Annotated in this window: 15 protein-coding genes; 12 read left to right on the top strand and 3 right to left on the bottom strand. The window is 60.4% G+C overall.

What is annotated here, in order from left to right; genetic code table 11:
* Nucleotides 1-7 precede the first annotated feature (7 nt).
* Complete coding sequence (locus AB4O08_RS14790) at nt 8-1168, top strand: gamma-butyrobetaine dioxygenase (protein WP_460114199.1); 1161 nt, start codon at nt 8-10, stop codon at nt 1166-1168.
* 360 nt (nt 1169-1528) lie between these two features.
* A complete protein-coding gene (locus AB4O08_RS14785) occupies nt 1529-1792 on the top strand; it encodes a hypothetical protein (protein ID WP_010207120.1) in 264 nt (87 codons plus the stop codon).
* A gap of 106 nt (nt 1793-1898) precedes the next feature.
* Here the strand turns inward: AB4O08_RS14785 and gbdR are convergent, their stop codons facing one another.
* Both gbdR and AB4O08_RS14775 read right to left on the bottom strand, forming a co-directional pair.
* Nucleotides 1899-3002, bottom strand: a complete 1104-nt coding sequence (gene gbdR / locus AB4O08_RS14780; RefSeq protein ID WP_005792167.1) for a choline metabolism transcriptional regulator GbdR — start codon at nt 3000-3002, stop codon at nt 1899-1901.
* A gap of 503 nt (nt 3003-3505) precedes the next feature.
* Nucleotides 3506-4882, bottom strand: coding sequence for an L-serine ammonia-lyase (locus tag AB4O08_RS14775; protein WP_045791547.1), 1377 nt, complete (start codon nt 4880-4882; stop codon nt 3506-3508).
* A gap of 18 nt (nt 4883-4900) precedes the next feature.
* On the opposite strand from AB4O08_RS14775, the gene AB4O08_RS14770 reads away from it, so the two are divergent.
* The 4 genes from AB4O08_RS14770 to choV all read left to right on the top strand — a co-directional run bounded on the left by AB4O08_RS14770 (nt 4901) and on the right by choV (nt 8334).
* Nucleotides 4901-5101, top strand: a complete 201-nt coding sequence (locus AB4O08_RS14770) for a hypothetical protein (RefSeq protein WP_146136234.1) — start codon at nt 4901-4903, stop codon at nt 5099-5101.
* Between the two features lie 196 nt (nt 5102-5297).
* On the top strand, nt 5298-6245 hold the full coding sequence (locus AB4O08_RS14765; RefSeq protein ID WP_010207122.1) for a choline ABC transporter substrate-binding protein: 948 nt from the start codon (nt 5298-5300) through the stop codon (nt 6243-6245).
* A gap of 68 nt (nt 6246-6313) precedes the next feature.
* Nucleotides 6314-7159, top strand: coding sequence for a choline ABC transporter permease subunit (choW, locus tag AB4O08_RS14760; protein ID WP_010207125.1), 846 nt, complete (start codon nt 6314-6316; stop codon nt 7157-7159).
* Nucleotides 7156-8334 (top strand): choline ABC transporter ATP-binding protein, encoded by a 1179-nt coding sequence (gene choV, locus AB4O08_RS14755; protein WP_010207126.1) that lies wholly within the window; start codon nt 7156-7158, stop codon nt 8332-8334. The genes choW and choV overlap by 4 nt, the downstream gene beginning before the upstream one ends.
* 188 nt (nt 8335-8522) lie before the next feature.
* Here choV and AB4O08_RS14750 read toward each other — a convergent pair whose 3' ends face one another.
* Nucleotides 8523-10457 (bottom strand): BCCT family transporter, encoded by a 1935-nt coding sequence (locus AB4O08_RS14750; protein ID WP_226994565.1) that lies wholly within the window; start codon nt 10455-10457, stop codon nt 8523-8525.
* Between the two features lie 391 nt (nt 10458-10848).
* Between AB4O08_RS14750 and betI the strand changes: the two genes are divergently transcribed.
* From betI to AB4O08_RS14720, 6 genes are all read left to right on the top strand, one after another.
* A complete protein-coding gene (gene betI, locus AB4O08_RS14745; protein WP_010207128.1) occupies nt 10849-11442 on the top strand; it encodes a transcriptional regulator BetI in 594 nt (197 codons plus the stop codon).
* Nucleotides 11443-11552: 110 nt separating this feature from the next.
* Nucleotides 11553-13025 carry a betaine-aldehyde dehydrogenase gene (betB, locus tag AB4O08_RS14740; RefSeq protein WP_460114198.1) on the top strand — a complete coding sequence of 491 codons (1473 nt, stop codon included), beginning with the start codon at nt 11553-11555 and terminating at the stop codon, nt 13023-13025.
* 161 nt (nt 13026-13186) lie between these two features.
* A complete protein-coding gene (gene betA, locus AB4O08_RS14735) occupies nt 13187-14890 on the top strand; it encodes a choline dehydrogenase (RefSeq protein WP_010207131.1) in 1704 nt (567 codons plus the stop codon).
* Between the two features lie 180 nt (nt 14891-15070).
* Entirely contained in the window at nt 15071-16513 is a 1443-nt protein-coding gene (locus AB4O08_RS14730) for a TldD/PmbA family protein (protein ID WP_460114197.1), read from the top strand.
* Nucleotides 16513-17829 carry a TldD/PmbA family protein gene (locus tag AB4O08_RS14725; protein WP_154973592.1) on the top strand — a complete coding sequence of 439 codons (1317 nt, stop codon included), beginning with the start codon at nt 16513-16515 and terminating at the stop codon, nt 17827-17829. The genes AB4O08_RS14730 and AB4O08_RS14725 overlap by 1 nt, the downstream gene beginning before the upstream one ends.
* A gap of 287 nt (nt 17830-18116) precedes the next feature.
* Nucleotides 18117-18965: an alpha/beta fold hydrolase gene (locus tag AB4O08_RS14720; RefSeq protein WP_010207135.1), complete on the top strand. Its 849-nt coding sequence runs from the start codon at nt 18117-18119 to the stop codon at nt 18963-18965.
* The last annotated feature ends 20 nt before the right edge of the window (nt 18966-18985 follow it).

Here is an 18985-nt window from a genome sequence, read left to right as displayed (position 1 = left end):
AGCCACCATGCAAACCGCCGCCGCTGTCGCCGATTTCCGTACTTACCCGAAGATCTGCGACATCGCGGATGTACGGGTGCTGGAGGATCAGATCCTTGTGCAGTGGGCCGATGGACGGGTCAGTCCGTTTCATCATCAATGGCTGCGAGACAACTGCCCGTGCACCCAATGCGTGTACAGCGTGACGCGCGAGCAAGTGCTGGAGATTGTGGATGTGGACGCCCATCTCAGGCCGGCCTCGGCCCGTATTGATCAAGGCAACCTGAGCCTGGAATGGAGCGGCGGCCACCGCAGTCAGTACGATCCGGGTTGGCTGCGGGCGCATGCCTACGACGATGAATCCCGTGCCGAACGCCGTGCGACAACGCCCAAATCGCGGCTGTGGGACAGTCGGTTCCAGCTACCGGTCTTTGAGTATTCGGCCGTCATGGAAGACCCGAGCGCGCTGCTGCAATGGTTGCTGGCGCTGCGCGATTCTGGCCTGACGCAAGTCCGAGGCGTCCCCACCGAGCGCGACTCCCTGGCGCTGGTGGCCAAGCGCATTTCCTTCATCCGCGAGAGCAACTTCGGCGTGCTGTTCAATGTGCAATCCAAGGCCGATGCCGACAGCAATGCCTACACCGCTTTCAACCTGCCCTTGCACAGTGATTTGCCCACACGAGAGCTGCAACCGGGCCTGCAATTCCTGCATTGCCTGGTGAACGATGCCAACGGCGGCGAAAGCATTTTTGTCGACGGGTTTGCCATCGCCAACGCCCTGCGCACGGAAGATCCCGAAGCATTCAGGGCGCTGTGTGAAATCCCGGTGGAGTTTCGCAACAAGGACCGTCACAGCGACTATCGCCGCCTGGCGCCGATCATTGCACTGGATGCCTTGGGCGACGTGGCGGAGATTCGCATGGCCAACTTTCTACGCGGGCCCTTCGAGACCAGCGTGGCGCAGATGCCGCTGCTGTATCGGGCGTATCGGCGGTTTATTGCGATGACGCGGGAGGATCGTTTTCGGCTGGTCAAGCGCCTGAACCCGGGCGAATTGTGGTGCTTCGACAACCGTCGCACCCTGCATGCGCGCAATGCGTTCGATCCGGCCTCCGGGGCACGGCATTTCCAGGGCTGCTACATCGACCGCGATGAATTACTGTCGCGCATCCGGGTGTTGCAGCGCTAGACCGCGGTGCTGCCATCGCAGGCAAGCCAGCTCCCACAGGGAAATGCACTCCAAATGTGGGAGCTGGCGTGCCTGCGATGAGGCCGGTACTCACGCCACAAATCCCAGGCTAAAAAAAGCCCCGATCCAGCCGTGACTGGATCGGGGCAGAGTGCCTTGTGTGAGCGTTACATCCTGAGGGTGACCAAACCTTCAAGCTGAGTGCTTGAGTTCAGTGTGCCCATTAATACGGTCGGTAAATGGCCCGAAAACGACCTGCTCATAGCCATCTGAGGCATTCGTGCAATCTGCCCTTGCCGACCCTTTGGACGGCAACCAGAATCCAGGTCAAACCCCGTTCCCTTCACCAGGATAAACGTCATGATGCACGCGGATTTGATTGACCAGGATGACCTGCTGGGCCAACTGCGCTCACTGGGTTTCGAAGTGTCCAGCGGCGCCACCGCCGAGCAGGCCTGCGAGTGTGCGGTGCGTGGTTTGAGCGAGGCTCGGGCCAAGGCGCTCAAGGGGATGGTTGAGCAGATGTACACCGGCAGCGCGACGATCTTGCCGGCGGTGCGGCAGGCGATCGATAAGCAGTTGCTGCCGGCCTTAGTGCAGTTCAAGCAGAACTCGGGCGCCTGATAGTCCGCATTCGCGAGCACGCCCGCTCCCACATTCGACCGCATTTCAAAGGTGGAACTCGGTCACCTGTGGGGGCGGGCTTGCTCGCGAACGCAGGCGACTCGGTCTAGAGCCTTACGCTGGCGAAAGTCGACTCGTTCCTGGCCTGGCTCAACGCCGACATCGGCCCCGACAACGGTGACAATACCAGCGCCTGCGGGATCGGCATCATCGCCACCTGCTGGGTGGTGTTGGAACCTACGCGCTCATCCCGTGGCGGAATGCCAAAGTATTCGCGGTAGCACTTGGAGAAGTGCGGCGTAGACACGAACCCGCACACCGACGCCACTTCGATGATCGACATCGGCGTCTGCTTGAGCAACTGCCGTGCGCGGATCAAGCGCAGCTTGAGGTAGTAGCGCGATGGCGAACAGTGCAGGTATTTCTGGAACAGGCGCTCCAACTGGCGACGAGACACCGCGACGTACACCGCCAGTTCGTCCAGGTCGATCGGCTCTTCCAGATTGGCCTCCATCAGCGCGACGATTTCCTGCAGCTTCGGCTGGTTGGTGCCGAGCATGTGCTTGAGCGGCACACGCTGGTGATCCTGTTCGTTGCGAATACGCTCGTAGACGAACATTTCGGAAATGGCGGCCGAGAGTTCACGGCCGTGGTCGCGGCTGATCAGGTGCAGCATCATGTCCAGCGGCGCGGTGCCGCCGGAGCTGGTGAAGCGGTTGCGGTCGAGGGTGAACAGGCGTGTGCTCATGGCCACGCGGGGGAAAGCTTCCTGCATCGAGGCCAGGCATTCCCAGTGCACGCTGCAATCAAATCCATCAAGCAAACCCGCGCAGGCCAGGGCCCAGCTGCCGGTGCACACCGCGCCGAGGCGACGGGACTGGCGTGCCTGGCTTTGCAGCCACGACACATGTTCACGGGTAACGGTGCGCTGGATGCCCACGCCGCCGCACACGATCACCGTGTCCAGGGCCGGGGCTTTGTGCATGGAAGCATCGGGGGTGATTTGCAGACCGTCGCTGGCCCACACCTGGTTTCCGTCGACGCTCAAGGTCGTCCAGCGATACAGCTCGCGGCCGGAGAGCTGATTGGCCATGCGCAGCGGTTCGACTGCGGACGCCAGGGAAATCAGCGTGAAATTGTCCAGCAGCAAAAAGCCGATGGATTGAGGCGCACGGTTCTGGGGTTGGGCCCCGGAGTTGAACGACGTCATCGCAGTATCTCCTCACACAAAAGCGGGTGATGGCCTCAGGCGAGGCTCTTGTTATTGCGCTCTACATCCAGCGAGGAGAGAGGCTTTGAATTGATAGAGCAAATGCCATGCCTAAAATTGAATGGCCGTCCAATAACTCCTAAAAACGACCTGATGACGTGTCTAGATAAGCCCGCGCCGCACGTACGGATATAGCCGAAATCAGCCGTAGGAATGAGCCTATCCACAGGGGATGAGCAGATCGGTAGCACTTGTGGGAAGGCGCTTTGCGGGCGTGGGAGAAGTCTGTCACCCAAAGCACGGGTGACAGCGGGTCGGGCGGGAAATCGTTCGGTAGCTACTTATCTGTTTGCGACGCGCTAAAAGGTGGCGCTTTTGGATCCGGTGTTCACTTTATGAGCAGTGTTGCTTGAACTGCCGCTATCGCGGGCAAGCCCGGCTCCCACAGGGGAATGTATTCCAAATGTGGGAGCTGGCTTGCCTGCGATAGCGGCGTCACTGGCTCAACACTCCACAGCACTCACCGCCAACCCGCCCCGCGATGTCTCTTTGTATTTGTCATGCATATCCGCCCCGGTATCGCGCATGGTGCGGATCACTCGGTCCAGGGAGATAAAGTGCTGGCCGTCGCCCCGCAGCGCCATTTGCGCTGCGTTGATTGCCTTCACCGCCGCAATTGCATTGCGCTCGATGCACGGTACTTGCACCAGCCCGCCCACCGGGTCGCAAGTGAGGCCCAGGTTATGTTCCAGGCCGATTTCAGCGGCGTTGCACAGTTGTTCCGGCGTGGCGCCAAGAATCTCGGCCAAGCCGGCGGCGGCCATGGCGCAGGCCGAGCCTACCTCCCCTTGGCAGCCGACTTCGGCACCCGAGATCGAGGCGTTTTTCTTGCACAGGATGCCTACCGCCGCCGCACCAAGCAGGTAGTCGACCACGTTGGCTTCGGTGACTTCCTCGCTGAATTTCATGAAGTAGTGCAACACCGCCGGGATGATCCCCGCCGCGCCGTTGGTAGGGGCCGTCACCATGCGCCCACCGGCGGCGTTTTCCTCGTTCACCGCCAGGGCGAACAGGTTGACCCATTCCATCGCGCTCAACGTCGAGCCGATCACATTGGGCTTGTTCAATTCCTGCAGGCTGCGGTGCAACTTGGCGGCACGCCGGCGCACGTTCAGGCCGCCGGGCAGGATGCCTTCGTGCTTGAGCCCCTGCTCCACGCAATCCTGCATGGCGCGCCAGAGCTTCATCAGTCCGCTGCGGATTTCTTCCTCGGAGCGCCAGGTTTTCTCGTTGGCCAGCATCAACTCGGCGACACGCAGGTTGTGAGTCTTGCACAGCTGCAACAGCTCGACTGCGCTGGAAAAATCATACGGCAGCTCGGTGCGGTCCATATCGGCCACGCCGCTCTGCGCCTGGGCTTCATCCACCACAAAGCCGCCGCCCACCGAATAGTAGGTGTCACGGTGCAGCTCACCGTGATCGCCCGTCACCACCAGGGTCATCGCATTGGGGTGGAACGGCAGGTTTTCGTCGAGCAGACGCATGTCCCGCGCCCATACGAAGGGCACCGGCAAACGGCCGTCCAGCAGCAACGTATCGGTCTCGCGCAGGGTGTGGATGCGCTGGCCGATTTGCGATGGGTCGATCGCATCTGGCCATTCGCCCATCAGGCCCATGATGGTCGCGGTGTCGCTCCCGTGACCAATGCCGGTGGCCGACAATGAGCCGTAGAGCTGAACTTCGACGCGCCGCACTTGTTCCAACAGTTCACGTTCACGCAAAGCCTGAACGAACAACGCCGCGGCGCGCATGGGGCCGACGGTGTGAGAACTAGAAGGCCCGATGCCGATCTTGAACAGGTCGAAAACACTGATAGCCATTAACGTGGAACTCCGCAGGTGAACAGGCCGGACACCAAGGAGCTGCTACGCTCAGATCGCCCAGATGGCGGCATCATCAAGCTTTTACTTGCCGTCACGGCGTCTCACACCGACGCACTCATGCTCACCAGCGTCGCTCCCGTGCGATCGCCTGTTTTGGCCGTTTTTAACGGTGCAGATGGGCAAAAACTGCAGTTTTGCCTGTGGAAAAATCTGTAAGCGACGTCACCGACACTGGATACGACCATCCCTGTACTGGATACGACGCCCCCTGTAGGCGTCAGATTTTCACTGGTACATGATCAGTCTCGACTCGTTTGCAAGGCACCGTGCCAGAGCTGTTGTCGCACGCACCAACCGCAACACTTATAAAGCGCGGCGAATGCCGCCAGAAAAAACACAGGAGTCTACCCAGATGAAAGGTTCACCCTCGTTGTTGTTGGCCGCCATGCTGAGTCTGCCAGTCATGGCGCACGCCGCAGAACCGGCACAATGTCAGACCGTCAACTTCTCCGATGTCGGCTGGACCGACATCACCGTCACCACCGCGACTACCAGCGAGATCCTCAAGGGCCTGGGCTACAAGCCGCGCACCACGATGATTTCGGTACCAGTGACCTACAAGTCGCTGGCCGACGGCAAGAACATGGACGTCTTCCTCGGCAACTGGATGCCGACCATGGAAAACGACATCAAGCAGTACCGTGATGCCGGCACCGTGGAAACCGTGCGCGCCAACCTGGAGAACGCCAAGTACACCCTGGCCGTCCCGGAAGCGCTGTACAACAAAGGCCTCAAGGACTTCGCCGATATCGCCAAATTCAAGGATGAACTGGGCGGCAAGATCTACGGCATCGAGCCGGGTAACGACGGCAACCGCACCATCCAGACGCTGATCGACAAAGACGCCTTCGGCCTGAAAACCGCAGGGTTCAAAGTCGTCGAGTCCAGCGAAGCCGGCATGCTCTCCCAGGTCGAACGCGCCACCAAACGCGACCAGGCCATCGTGTTCCTCGGCTGGGAACCGCACCCGATGAACACCCGTTTCAAGATGAAGTACCTGACCGGGGGTGACGATTCGTTCGGCCCCAACTACGGCCAGGCCACCATCTACACCAATACCCGCAAGGGCTACACCGAGGAATGCAGCAACGTGGGCCAGTTGCTGAAAAACCTGGTGTTCACCCTGAACATGGAAAGCACCCTGATGGGTAATGTCTTGGACGACAAGATGAAACCCGACGCCGCGGCGAAAGCCTGGCTGAAGAAGAACCCGCAAGTCCTCGACACCTGGCTCGCCGGTGTCACCACCATAGATGGCAAACCAGGACTCGACGCCGTTAAAGCCTACCTCGCCAAGTAATCCGCTATCCCCGGGGCGGTGCGCTGTCCCGGGATGTTTTCCCTCTTCGCATGTGGACATTCACTACCATGCTGACTGAACAGAAAATCCCACTAGGCCAGTACATCGCTGCCTTCGTCGAATGGTTGACCCAACACGGCGCCAACTACTTCGACGCAATCGCATCGACACTGGAAACGATGATCCACGGCGTGACGTTCGCGCTGACCTGGTTCAATCCGCTGGCATTGATCGGTCTGATTGCGCTGCTGGCTCACTTTATCCAACGTAAATGGGGACTGACTGTTTTTGTCATCGCCTCCTTCCTGCTGATCCTGAACCTGGGGTACTGGCAGGAAACCATGGAGACCCTGGCGCAAGTGCTGTTCGCCACCCTGGTCTGCGTGGTCATCGGTGTGCCGCTGGGCATTGTTGCCGCGCATAAACCGATGTTTTACACCATGATGCGGCCGGTACTCGATCTGATGCAGACCGTGCCGACCTTCGTCTACCTCATCCCAACCCTGACCCTCTTCGGGCTGGGTGTGGTGCCTGGGCTGATTTCTACGGTGGTGTTCGCGATTGCCGCGCCGATCCGCCTGACCTACCTGGGTATCCGTGATGTACCCCAAGAGTTGATGGACGCCGGCAAGGCCTTTGGCTGCTCGCGCCGTCAGTTGCTCTCGCGCATTGAACTGCCCCACGCCATGCCGAGCATTGCCGCCGGCATTACCCAATGCATCATGCTGTCGTTGTCGATGGTGGTGATCGCTGCCCTGGTGGGCGCCGATGGCCTCGGCAAACCCGTGGTCAACGCACTGAACACCGCCGATATCGCCCTGGGCTTTGAAGCGGGCCTGGCGATCGTGCTGCTGGCCATCATGCTCGACCGCATCTGCAAACAACCCGACGCTAAAGTAGGGGGTGATGCATGAGCATTATCCGATTCGACAAAGTCGACGTGATCTTCTCCAAAGACCCACGCGAAGCGCTCAAGCTGCTGGACCAAGGCATGAGCCGTAACGAGATCCTGAAAAAAACCGGGCAGATTGTTGGCGTGGAAAAAGCCAGCCTGGACATCGAGAAAGGCGAGATCTGTGTGTTGATGGGCCTGTCGGGCTCCGGCAAATCCAGTCTGTTGCGCTGCATCAACGGCCTCAACACCGTGAGCCGTGGCCAGCTGTTCGTCGAGCATGAAGGTCGCCAGATCGACATCGCCTCCTGCACACCCGCCGAGCTGAAAATGATGCGCACCAAGCGCATCGCCATGGTGTTCCAGAAGTTCGCCCTGATGCCTTGGCTGACGGTGCGCGAAAACATCAGCTTCGGCCTGGAAATGCAGGGCCGCCCGGAGAAAGACCGACGCAAGCTGGTGGATGAAAAACTTGAGCTGGTGGGCCTGACCCAATGGCGTAACAAGAAGCCGGACGAACTCTCCGGCGGCATGCAGCAGCGCGTCGGCCTGGCCCGTGCGCTGGCGATGGACGCCGATATCCTGCTGATGGACGAACCCTTCTCCGCCCTCGACCCGCTGATCCGCCAGGGCCTGCAGGACGAGTTGCTGGAACTGCAACGCAAGCTGAGCAAGACCATCGTGTTCGTGAGCCACGACCTCGACGAAGCACTCAAATTGGGTAGCCGTATCGCGATCATGAAAGACGGCAAGATCATCCAGTACAGCGTGCCGGAAGAGATCGTCCTGAACCCGGCGGATGACTATGTGCGTACCTTCGTCGCGCATACCAACCCACTGAACGTGTTGTGCGGCCGCAGCCTGATGCGCACCCTGGACAACTGCAAGCGCGTCAACGGTTCAGTCTGCCTGGACCCGGGCGGCGACTCGTGGCTGGACCTGGCCGAGGGCAACACCATCAAGGGCGCTCGCCAGAATGGCGCGGTGATGAACCTGCAGAACTGGGTACCGGGGCAAGCGGTGGAAGGTCTGGGCCGGGTGCCGACGCTGGTGGACTCGAATATCGGCATGCGTGATGCGTTGCAGATTCGTTATCACACCGGAAACAAGCTGGTGCTGCATGACAACAACCAGGTAGTGGGGATTCTGGGGGACAGTGAGCTTTACCATGCCCTGCTGGGCAAGAACCTGGGCTGACAAACACTGCACATCTCAATGTAGAAACTGGGTCAATGTGGGAGGGGGCTTGCCCCCGATTGCGGTGTATCAGTAACAGAAGTACTGACTGACACACTGCTATCGGGGGCAAGCCCCCTCCCACATTTAGTTCTGTTTACACATTTGGACCCAGTGGTATCAGTGAGGACGCCACCCGTCTTCAACTATCAGCTATAGACACGGCCAAGGAGCTGCCGATGGCTTTCAAACTGATCGAGCACGTCCCGGGTGATCTGCTCCTGGGTGAAGCCCATCAGGTCGTATTCCTGAGGTCCATTGTGCAGGTAGACCTCCGCGCGGTAGTAACGCGTGCGCTCTTCCTCGGGAAGGTCGCTCGGTGCCGACGAGTAAGCATCCAGGCTCACTTCGTAGACAAACGGGTTGCCCTCTGCCATCTCGATGCGCACACCGATGCAGCGCTTGGATTTACCCAGCAGGGTCTGCACTTCCAGCCCCTGTTCACGCAACGCCGTCGCCGCTTCTTCCAGCGCTGGCGTCACGTGCTTGTCCATGAAGCGTTGCACGGTGCCTTGGCTCGGTTGCAGGTCCAGCGCGGTCAAGCGCTCGCTGAAACCACGACGGCCCCGCTCGGCCAATTGCGCCTGCTCCTGTTCGATGGCCACATCCTGGCGCATGGCTTTGTGCAAGCCGAACATAAAGAAGATCAACACTACCGAGAATGGCAACCCCGCCAGCACCACCATGGTCTGCATGGCTTCGAAGTTGCCCGCGAACAGCAAGCCGATGGTCACCAGGGTGATCACCGCCGACCAGAAGATCCGCAGCCAGTGCGGCGCATCTTCATCCACGTTGCCGCCTTTGCAGGAAAGGTTGGCCATCATCACCGCGCCGGAATCCGCCGGGGTCAGGAACAGCACGAAGCCCACAAAGATCGACACGCCGATCACGATTTTCGACGCCGGGTAATGCTCAAGCAGTTGGTAGATGGCCATGGAAGGCTGTTCCAACGCAGTCTTGCCCAACGCCACCGCACCCTGGTTCAGCACCAGGTCCAATGCCGAGTTACCGAAGATCGACAGCCACGCCAAGGTGAAGCCCAACGGGATCAGCAGCACGCCGGCCACCAGTTCACGCACCGTGCGACCACGGGAAATACGCGCGATGAACATGCCCACGAATGGCGCCCAGGAAATCCACCAGGCCCAGTAGAACAGTGTCCACAGGCCCATCCAGCGTTCGGTCTTGTCGGCGTCGCCTTCGTACACGTAGAGGTCGAAGGTTTTCAGGATGATGCCGTTGAGGTAGTCACCGGTGTTTTGCACCAGACCGTTGAGCAAGTGCAGGGTCGGGCCGAACAACAGTACGAAAATCAACAGGCCGCTGAACAACACGATGTTGAGGTTGGACAGGCGCCGAATGCCGTTCTCAACACCCGACACGGCGGCGATGGTCGCCACGGTGCTCATCACGATGATCACGATCAACAGGTTGGTGTTGCTGTGCTCCATGCCGAACAGGTTTTCCAACCCGGACGACACCTGCATCGAACCAATCCCCAGGTTCGTCACCAGGCCCAGCAGGGTCACGAACATGCCGAAGCCGTCCACCGCGTGGCCGGCCGCGCCTTTCACCCAACGCTCGCCCACCAGTGGGTACAGCGCCGAACGCAAGGCCAGCGGCTGGTTATGGCGATACGCGAAGTACGCCACGGCCAGGCCGACCAAGGCATAGATCGCCCAGCCGTGCAGGCCCCAATGCAGGAACGTCAGTTGCAGCGCCTGGCGTGCGGCGCCATTGCTGGCGGCTGCGCCTTCGGGCGGGTTGAAGTAGTGGTCCAGCGGCTCGGAAGCACCGAAGTACAACAGCGAAATGCCGATGCCCGACGAGAACAACATGCCGGCCCAGGCGCCGTAGCTGAAGTCCGGGGTGTCGTCCTTGCTGCCCAGTTTCAACTTGCCGTAGGACGAAAACGCCAGGCCCACCACGAACACCAGGTAGGCGGCGATGACCACCATGTAGTACCAGCCAAAGCTTTTCGACAGCCACGCCTGTGCTACGCCGAGCATGCGCCCGGCCTCCTGCGGGGCGATGATCAGGATGGCAGTCAACAACAGAATCAACGCGGTGGAGGTGTAGAACACCCAACCGTTGACCCGCACCTTTTCCGGCGGGGTCTTTATAAGAGAGGCAGAACTCATGGCGCAGATGCTCCGGGCAGTGCGAGAGAGAAACACAAGGCAACGGTTATCCCGGGACATCGATTTTTCGGCAGTCGACGGACGGGTGTTATAAAGACACCCCTAAAATTCTTGAGCCTCGCCGAAGCGACGCCCAGGCCCTGATACGGCCTGTTTCAAGGTTTTTTACAGGTGTCAGATGTCGCGGCTCACAAGTAGGAAATATCTGTAGGCAGCGACCATTTGTCGCAGATCTTATTCTTTGTTGATTGAACGTTCAATCAAAACAAAATAGACTGGCCCTCAAGCCGACGGACGTGGATCGTCCATCGGCAGGCCTAAGGAGAGGTGCTACATGCCCAAGGTCGGTATGCAACCCATACGCCGCCAGCAGTTGATCGAAGCCACACTGACGGCGATCGATCAGGTCGGAATGGGAGATGCCAGCATTGCGCTGATCGCCCGTTTGGCCGGCGTCTCGAACGGCATCATCAGTCACTACTTTCAGGACAAGAACGGCCTGATCGCCGCAACGATGCGGTACTTGATGAATGTGCTGATCGAGAACGTCCACGAACGCAGGCTTGCGCTGAAGGACGACAGCCCACGGGCGCACCTTCGGGTGATCATCGAGGGCAACTTCGACGCCAGCCAGGTCAATGGCCCGGCAATGAAAACCTGGCTGGCCTTCTGGGCCACCAGCATGCATCACCCGTCATTGCACAGGTTGCAGCGGATCAACGATCAACGTCTGTATTCCAACCTGTGCTGCCAGTTCCGCCGAGTGCTGCCGCTGCCGCACGCACGCAAAGCAGCCAGAGGCCTGGCGGCCCTGATCGACGGTTTGTGGTTGCGCGGCGCCCTGTCGGGAGACGCTTTCGACACGGAGCAGGCGCAACGGATCGCTTACGAATACATGGATTTCCAATTGGCCAAGCAGGTGAGTTAGAGCATCTATAACCGCTCAACCCCTGAACGGCTGTTGATCAGTGTTGCCAGACCCTTATGGCCCACTTTTCGGCGGTTAACGCCAACCACTTATGCACTTGCGAGGACTTTATGGCCCGTTTCGACCTGCAAAAACTCTACATTGACGGCGGCTACACCGACGCTGGCAGCGATGCCACCTTCGAAGCCATCAACCCGGCTAACGGTGAAGTTCTCGCCCAAGTGCAACGCGCAACGAAAGAAGACGTTGAACGTGCCGTGGTCAGCGCCGAAAAAGGCCAGAAAATCTGGGCTGCGATGACCGCCATGGAGCGTTCGCGCATCCTGCGTCGTGCCGTCGACATCCTGCGCGAGCGCAACGACGAGTTGGCCGCCCTGGAAACCCTGGACACCGGTAAAGCCTTCTCCGAAACCAAGTACGTCGACATCGTTACCGGCGCTGACGTGCTCGAATACTACGCAGGCCTGGTGCCGGCCATCGAAGGCGAGCAGATCCCACTGCGCGACACTTCCTTCGTCTACACCCGCCGCGAGCCGCTGGGCGTGGTCGCCGGTATCGGCGCGTGGAACTACCCGATCCAGATCGCCCTGTGGAAATCCGCACCGGCCCTGGCCGCGGGTAACGCGATGATCTTCAAACCTAGCGAAGTCACTTCGCTGACCACCCTGAAACTGGCCGAGATCTACACCGAAGCCGGTGTTCCGGCTGGCGTGTTCAACGTCCTGACCGGCAGCGGCCGTGAAGTCGGCACCTGGTTGACCGAGCACCCGCGCATCGAAAAAGTCTCGTTCACCGGCGGCACCGACACCGGCAAGAAAGTCATGGCCAGCGCTTCGAGCTCGTCGCTCAAGGAAGTGACCATGGAACTGGGCGGCAAATCGCCGCTGATCGTGTTCGAAGATGCCGACCTGGATCGTGCCGCCGACATCGCGATGATGGCCAACTTCTACAGCTCCGGCCAGGTCTGCACCAACGGCACTCGCGTGTTCGTGCCCAAGCACCTGCAAGCGGCGTTCGAAGCCAAGATCGTTGAGCGCGTTGCACGCATCCGCGTCGGCAACCCGCAAGACGACAACACCAACTTCGGCCCGCTGGTCAGCTTCGCCCACATGGAAAGCGTGCTGGGCTACATCGCCAAAGGTAAGGAAGAAGGCGCACGCGTGCTGTGCGGCGGCGACCGTCTGACCGACGGCGAATTCGCCAAAGGCGCTTTCGTGGCCCCGACCGTGTTCACCGACTGCACTGACGAAATGACCATCGCCCGTGAAGAAATCTTCGGCCCAGTGATGAGTATCCTCACCTACGAAACCGAAGAAGAAGTGATCCGCCGCGCCAACGAAACCGACTTCGGCCTGGCCGCCGGCCTGGTGACCAAAGACCTGAACCGCGCCCACCGCGTGATTCATCAGCTGGAAGCGGGTATCTGCTGGATCAACGCCTGGGGCGAATCCGACGCGAAGATGCCGGTGGGTGGCTACAAGCAATCCGGTGTGGGTCGTGAGAACGGTATCAGCTCGCTGAACAACTTCACCCGCATCAAATCGGTACAGGTTGAGTTGGGCGACTACGCCTCGGTGTTCTAAGAACCGAGCCTTGTATTGCCTATAAGGCCGCCATCGGGGGCAAGCCCCCTCCCACACTGACTGTGTTCACAAGTTCAGATGTGTAAATACAGTCAAAGGTGGGAGGGGGCTTGCCCCCCGATGAGGCCCGACCTGACTAGACTTCAAAGAGGGTGCATCCAATGTCCCAAGAATACGACTACATCATTGTGGGTGCCGGCTCCGCCGGTAACACCCTGGCGACCCGTCTGACCGAAGACGAAGGCGTCACCGTCCTGCTGCTGGAAGCCGGCGGCCCCGACTACCGCTTAGACTTCCGTACCCAGATGCCAGCCGCCCTGGCGTTCCCGTTGCAAGGCCGCCGCTACAACTGGGCCTACGAGACCGATCCAGAGCCACACATGGACGGCCGTCGCATGGAATGCGGTCGCGGCAAGGGCCTGGGTGGCTCTTCCTTGATCAACGGCATGTGCTACATCCGTGGCAACGCCATGGACTACGACAACTGGGCGAAATTGCCAGGCCTGGAAAACTGGACGTACCTGGACTGCCTGCCCTATTTCAGAAAAGCTGAAACTCGGGACATCGGCCCGAACGACTGGCACGGCGGCGATGGCCCGGTCAGCGTGACCACGCCGAAAGCCGGCAACAACCCACTGTTCCACGCCATGGTTGAAGCCGGCGTACAGGCCGGGTACCCACGCACCGAAGACTTGAACGGCTACCAGCAGGAAGGCTTCGGCCCGATGGACCGTACCGTCACGCCAAACGGCCGTCGTGCCAGCACCGCGCGCGGTTACCTGGACACGGCCAAGAAGCGTTCGACACTGACCATCGTCACCCACGCCCTCACCGACAAAGTGTTGTTCGAAGGCAAGCGTGCCGTGGGCGTGCGTTACCTGATCGGCGCCGCCGAAGAACGCGTTGAAGCCCGCGCCCGTAAAGAAGTACTGGTGTGCAGCGGCGCAATCGCTTCGCCGCAATTGCTGCAACGCTCCGGTGTCGGCCCGGCCAAACTGCTGGAAAGCCTCGACATCCCGGTGGTCCATGACCTGCCAGGCGTCGGCGAAAACCTGCAGGACCACCTTGAGCTGTACCTGCAATACGCGTGCACCCAACCCGTGTCGCTGTACCCGTCGCTGCTCTGGTACAACCAGCCGGCCATCGGCGCCGAGTGGCTGTTCAACGGCACCGGCATCGGCGCCAGCAACCAGTTCGAAGCGGGCGGTTTCATCCGCACCCGTGAAGAGTTCGAGTGGCCGAACATCCAGTACCACTTCCTGCCGGTAGCGATTAACTACAACGGCAGCAACGGTGTGAAAGAGCACGGTTTCCAGGCGCACATGGGCTCCATGCGTTCGCCGAGCCGTGGCCGCATCCAGCTGAAGTCGAAGAACCCACGGGACTACCCGAGCATCCTCTTCAACTACATGGCCACCGAACAGGACTGGCAGGAATTCCGCGACGGCATCCGCCTGACCCGTGAAATCATGCAGCAGCCGGCACTGGACCCCTACCGTGGCCGCGAAATCAGCCCAGGTATTGACGTGCAAACCGATGAACAGCTCGACAAGTTCATCCGCGAACACGCTGAAACCGCGTTCCACCCGTCCTGCTCGTGCAAGATGGGCACCGACGAGATGGCGGTAGTGGACGGCGAAGGCCGCGTGCATGGCATGCAGGGTCTGCGCGTTGTGGATGCGTCGATCATGCCGATCATCACCACCGGTAACCTGAACGCACCGACGATCATGATCGCCGAGAAAATCGCCGACAAGATCCGTGGCCGCCAGCCACTGCCGCGCAGCACCGCCGACTACTACGTGGCCGGCGATGCGCCGGTGCGTGGCAAGCCGATGCGTGAAGTGGGCCCGCTGGCGCAGTAACTGATACACCGCGGTGCTGCCTTCACAAGCAAGCCCGCTCCCACCTTTGATCGGGTTCACACGGTCAAAATGTGGGAGCGGGCTTGCTCGTCAAGGGGCCTAACCATTCACTGCAAAACCTCTCCTTGATCGGCTACTCTGTTTGCCTGCCCGCGCCGAGCCGCCCACAAGGAAGGCCCCATGTTCGACCACCACGCCACACTCAAACAGCATTTCAGTGCCCTGCGCACTCGCGCCGAATTCTTCTCCCTGCGCTACGTACGCGAATCCGGCCAATACCTGGCCGTGCGCAAAAACGTCGCCGAACCACCGCACCTGAACCACGACGAGGGCGCCATGCTCACCGTGCGCCTCAACGGTGTGGAAGCCTACGCAGCGACCAACGACATTTCCCTGCCTGGCCTGCAAGCCGCCCTTGAGCGTGCCGAACAGCAAGCCCGGTTGATCAAGCCCCACGCGCTACTCGACCTGCGTGACCAGCACGTCTCCAGCGATGTGGCGGACTATCTGTCCCCCGAACTCAACCAGCCCTTCCCGTCCCTGAGCGACTGCTACCAATTGCTGGGTGACGAATCCGCCGCGGTGCCCAAGGACGAGCGCCTGGTGAGCTGGGAAGTCAGCCTCGGCCTGACCCACGTCGAGCAAATCTACCTCAACAACGCCGGCGCCGAACTGCGCCAGGCCCAGCGCTTTGTATTCCCCGGCGTCAATGTCACCGCCTACGACGGCAACGACAGCCAGAGCCGCACCCTCGGCGGCAGCAATTTCGGCCAGCAAGGCGGGTTTGATGTGATCAGCCGCTTCGGCCTGGTCGGAGCCGCGCCACGCATTGCCGACGAAGCCGTGCAATTGCTGCTTGCACCCAACACCCCCAACGGCCCGCGTGACCTGTTGCTGATGCCCGACGAGATGATCCTGCAGATCCATGAGTCCATCGGTCACCCACTGGAGCTGGATCGCATCCTGGGTGACGAGCGCAATTACGCCGGCACCAGTTTTGTGAAGGCCAGCGACTTCGGTCACCTGCAATATGGCTCCAAGTTGCTCAACGTGACGTTCGACCCGGACATCCCCGAACAACTCGCCAGCTACAGCCATGACGACGACGGCACTCCCGCCAGCAAGCAGTTCCTGATCCGCGAAGGGCTGCTGCTCAAACCGCTGGGCGGTGCGCTGTCGCAATACCGTTCGGGCATGAGCGGCGTGGCGAACAGCCGGGCCAGCAGTTGGAACCGCGCCCCCATCGACCGCATGGCCAACCTGAACATCGAAGCGGGCGACAAGCGCCTTGCGCAACTGATCGGTGGCATCGAAAACGGCATCTTGATGTCGACCAACCGTTCATGGTCCATCGACGATGCGCGCAATAAATTCCAGTTCGGCTGTGAATGGGGCCAACTGATCGAGAACGGTGAGCTGAAAGGCGTGGTGAAAAACCCCAACTACCGGGCTATTTCCGCGAATTTCTGGCGCAACCTCAGCGCGGTCGGTGACGCCAGTACCTTCAAGGTGCTGGGCACGCCGAACTGTGGCAAAGGCGAACCCAACCAGGTGATCCGCGTCGGCCATGCGTCGCCCGCCTGTGTATTCAGTGATGTCGACGTATTTGGGGGAGACGCCTGATGAACACCTTCAAGGCATTGGTGGACTGGCTCAAGCACGCCATCACCGACAGCGAACAATTCCACCTCGGGTATGCGGATGAAGCGTCCGAGTTCGTGCGCTTCAACCACGCCAAGGTACGCCAGGCCGGCCAGGTGCAACAGGCCAGCCTCAGCTTGAAACTGATCAACAACGGCCGCCACGCGGACCTCGGCATCACCCTGGCCGGCGAGCTGGAACTGGACCGCCAACGCTTGGCCGATGGCCTGCAACAGTTGCGTGAAACCCTGCCGTTGCTGCCGCAGGATCCGTACCTGCTGCTGAACCACAACGCCTGGCAAAGCAGCAACGAACAAACCCGGCCGTTGCCGGAACTGGCGCAGGTACTGGAAGACATCAAGGCGGCCGCCCACGGCGTCGACCTGGTCGGTTTCTATGCAGCCGGCCCCATCACCCGAGGCTTTGCCAGTTCGTCGGGCGCCTTCGGCTGGCACCAGGCCAATAGCTTCAATTTCGATTTCAGCCTGTTCCACGCCAATGGCGAAGCGGTGAAAGCCAGCTACGCCGGACACACCTGGGACAGCGCCGAATTTGCCGCGCGCTTCCAGCAGGCCCGCGAACAGCTTGAGTTCCTCGGCCGCCCACTGCACACACTGGCGCCCGGACACTACCGCGCCTACCTCGCCCCGGCGGCGATTGAAGAAATCATCAGCATCATCACCTGGGGCGGGTTTTCCGCCCAGGCGATCGCCAGCAAGGGCAGCTCGCTGCAAAAGCTGTATGCCGGCGAACAGTCCCTGAGCCCGCAGGTGACGCTGACTGAACAGATCAGCGGCTCCCTGAGCCAGGCGTTTTCCACCGAGGGTTATCCACGCGGCGACGTCACACTGATCAAGGCGGGGAAAGCCGATGGCCAATTGATCAATTCGCGCAGCGCTGCCGAATACGGCTTGAGCACCAACGGCGCGAGCAGTGATGAATCGCCCAGCGCCTTGCAGATGGCCGCCGGCAGCCTGGCCCAAGCCGATATCCTCAAGCAGTTGGGCACCGGGTTGTACATCAGCAACCTGTGGTACCTGAACTATTCGGACCTTCCGGCGGCACGCCTGACCGGCATGACGCGTTTCGCCACCTTTTGGGTGGAAGACGGCGAGATCAAGGCGCCGGTCAGCACCATGCGCTTTGATGACAGCGTCTACCACCTGCTCGGCACGCAGTTGGAAGCCCTGACCGCTGAACGGGAACTGCTGCTGTCGGCCAGCACTTACAGCCAGCGCAACACCGCCTCCAACCTGCTGCCGGGGGCTTTGGTAAAACGCCTGACGCTAACCCTTTAACCACCACTATCCCCTGTGGGAGCGGGCTTGCTCGCGAATACGGTGCATCAGTCACACATGTACTGACTGACACTGCGCATTCGCGAGCAAGCCCGCTCCCACAGGGGCTGTGTCAGCTTCTGACACCTCGGTTCCATCCCCTCCTACGGTCAATTCTCTTCTTCCCATTCCGTGGGGCAGCCTGTTGTCGCCTGTAAAAAACCTCGATATAACGGTTAGTGGCATCCCGCCACCCGACAGGTAGTACTGCATGCACTTGCCCGGGAAGGGCAAGCTGGAGCGTTGACATGAACCATGGAAGTTTTGTCATTGAAAAGCTGTTCAAGCACTACAACGTTCATGTTGAGCAGCTAGGAAACGATTCTGCAAAAAAGACCGTCTTGATGGTCAACGGCGCGCTGTCCACCACGCGCTCGTTCGCTCGCACCAGTAAATGCCTGGCAGAGCATTTCAATGTGCTGCTCTTCGACCTGCCGTTCTCCGGCTATTCCCGCGAACACAACACTGACCTCGACCTGGTAACCAAGGACGACGAGGTGCACATGCTGCGCGCCCTGGTCGAGCGTTTCCAGGTCAACCACCTGGTGTCGGCCTCCTGGGGTGGTATCTCGACGCTGCTGACCCTGGCGCACAACCCTCCCTCCATCGAAAGCTCGGTGGTGATGGCCCTGGCACCCAACCTCAATCAAGCCATGCTCGACTACGTGGAACGTGTGCGCGTGCTGATCGAAGCGGATGACAAGTCTGCCGTCGGCCACTTGCTCAATGAAACCGTGGGCAAATACTTGTCGCCCCGGCTCAAACGCAACAACCACCGTCACCTGTCGACCATGGCCACCACCGAGTACCGCCAGGCGCGTTTCCATATCCACCAGGTACTGGCCTTGGGCGATGGCAACTACCTGCCGGCACTGCGGCAGATTGAAACACCAGTGCACTTCCTCAACGGCGCGCTGGACGAATACACCCCCGCCGCCGAGGCCCAGTTATTCAAGCAGTACGTGGGGCGCAGCAGCTTTGCCGTGGCCGAGCAGACGGGCCACTTGCTCGACCTTGAATCCAACGAAGCCGCCGTAGCGGTGCACCGTGAGCTGCTGGATTTCCTGGTGGGAAAACACGCGACGGTTGGCGCATAATCGCAAACACATAGCCTGCT

This window comes from Pseudomonas sp. H3_E07 (genome assembly GCF_054668895.1).
Note: the sequence above shows the minus strand (reverse complement) of the source record. Positions and strands in the feature narration are given on the sequence as shown.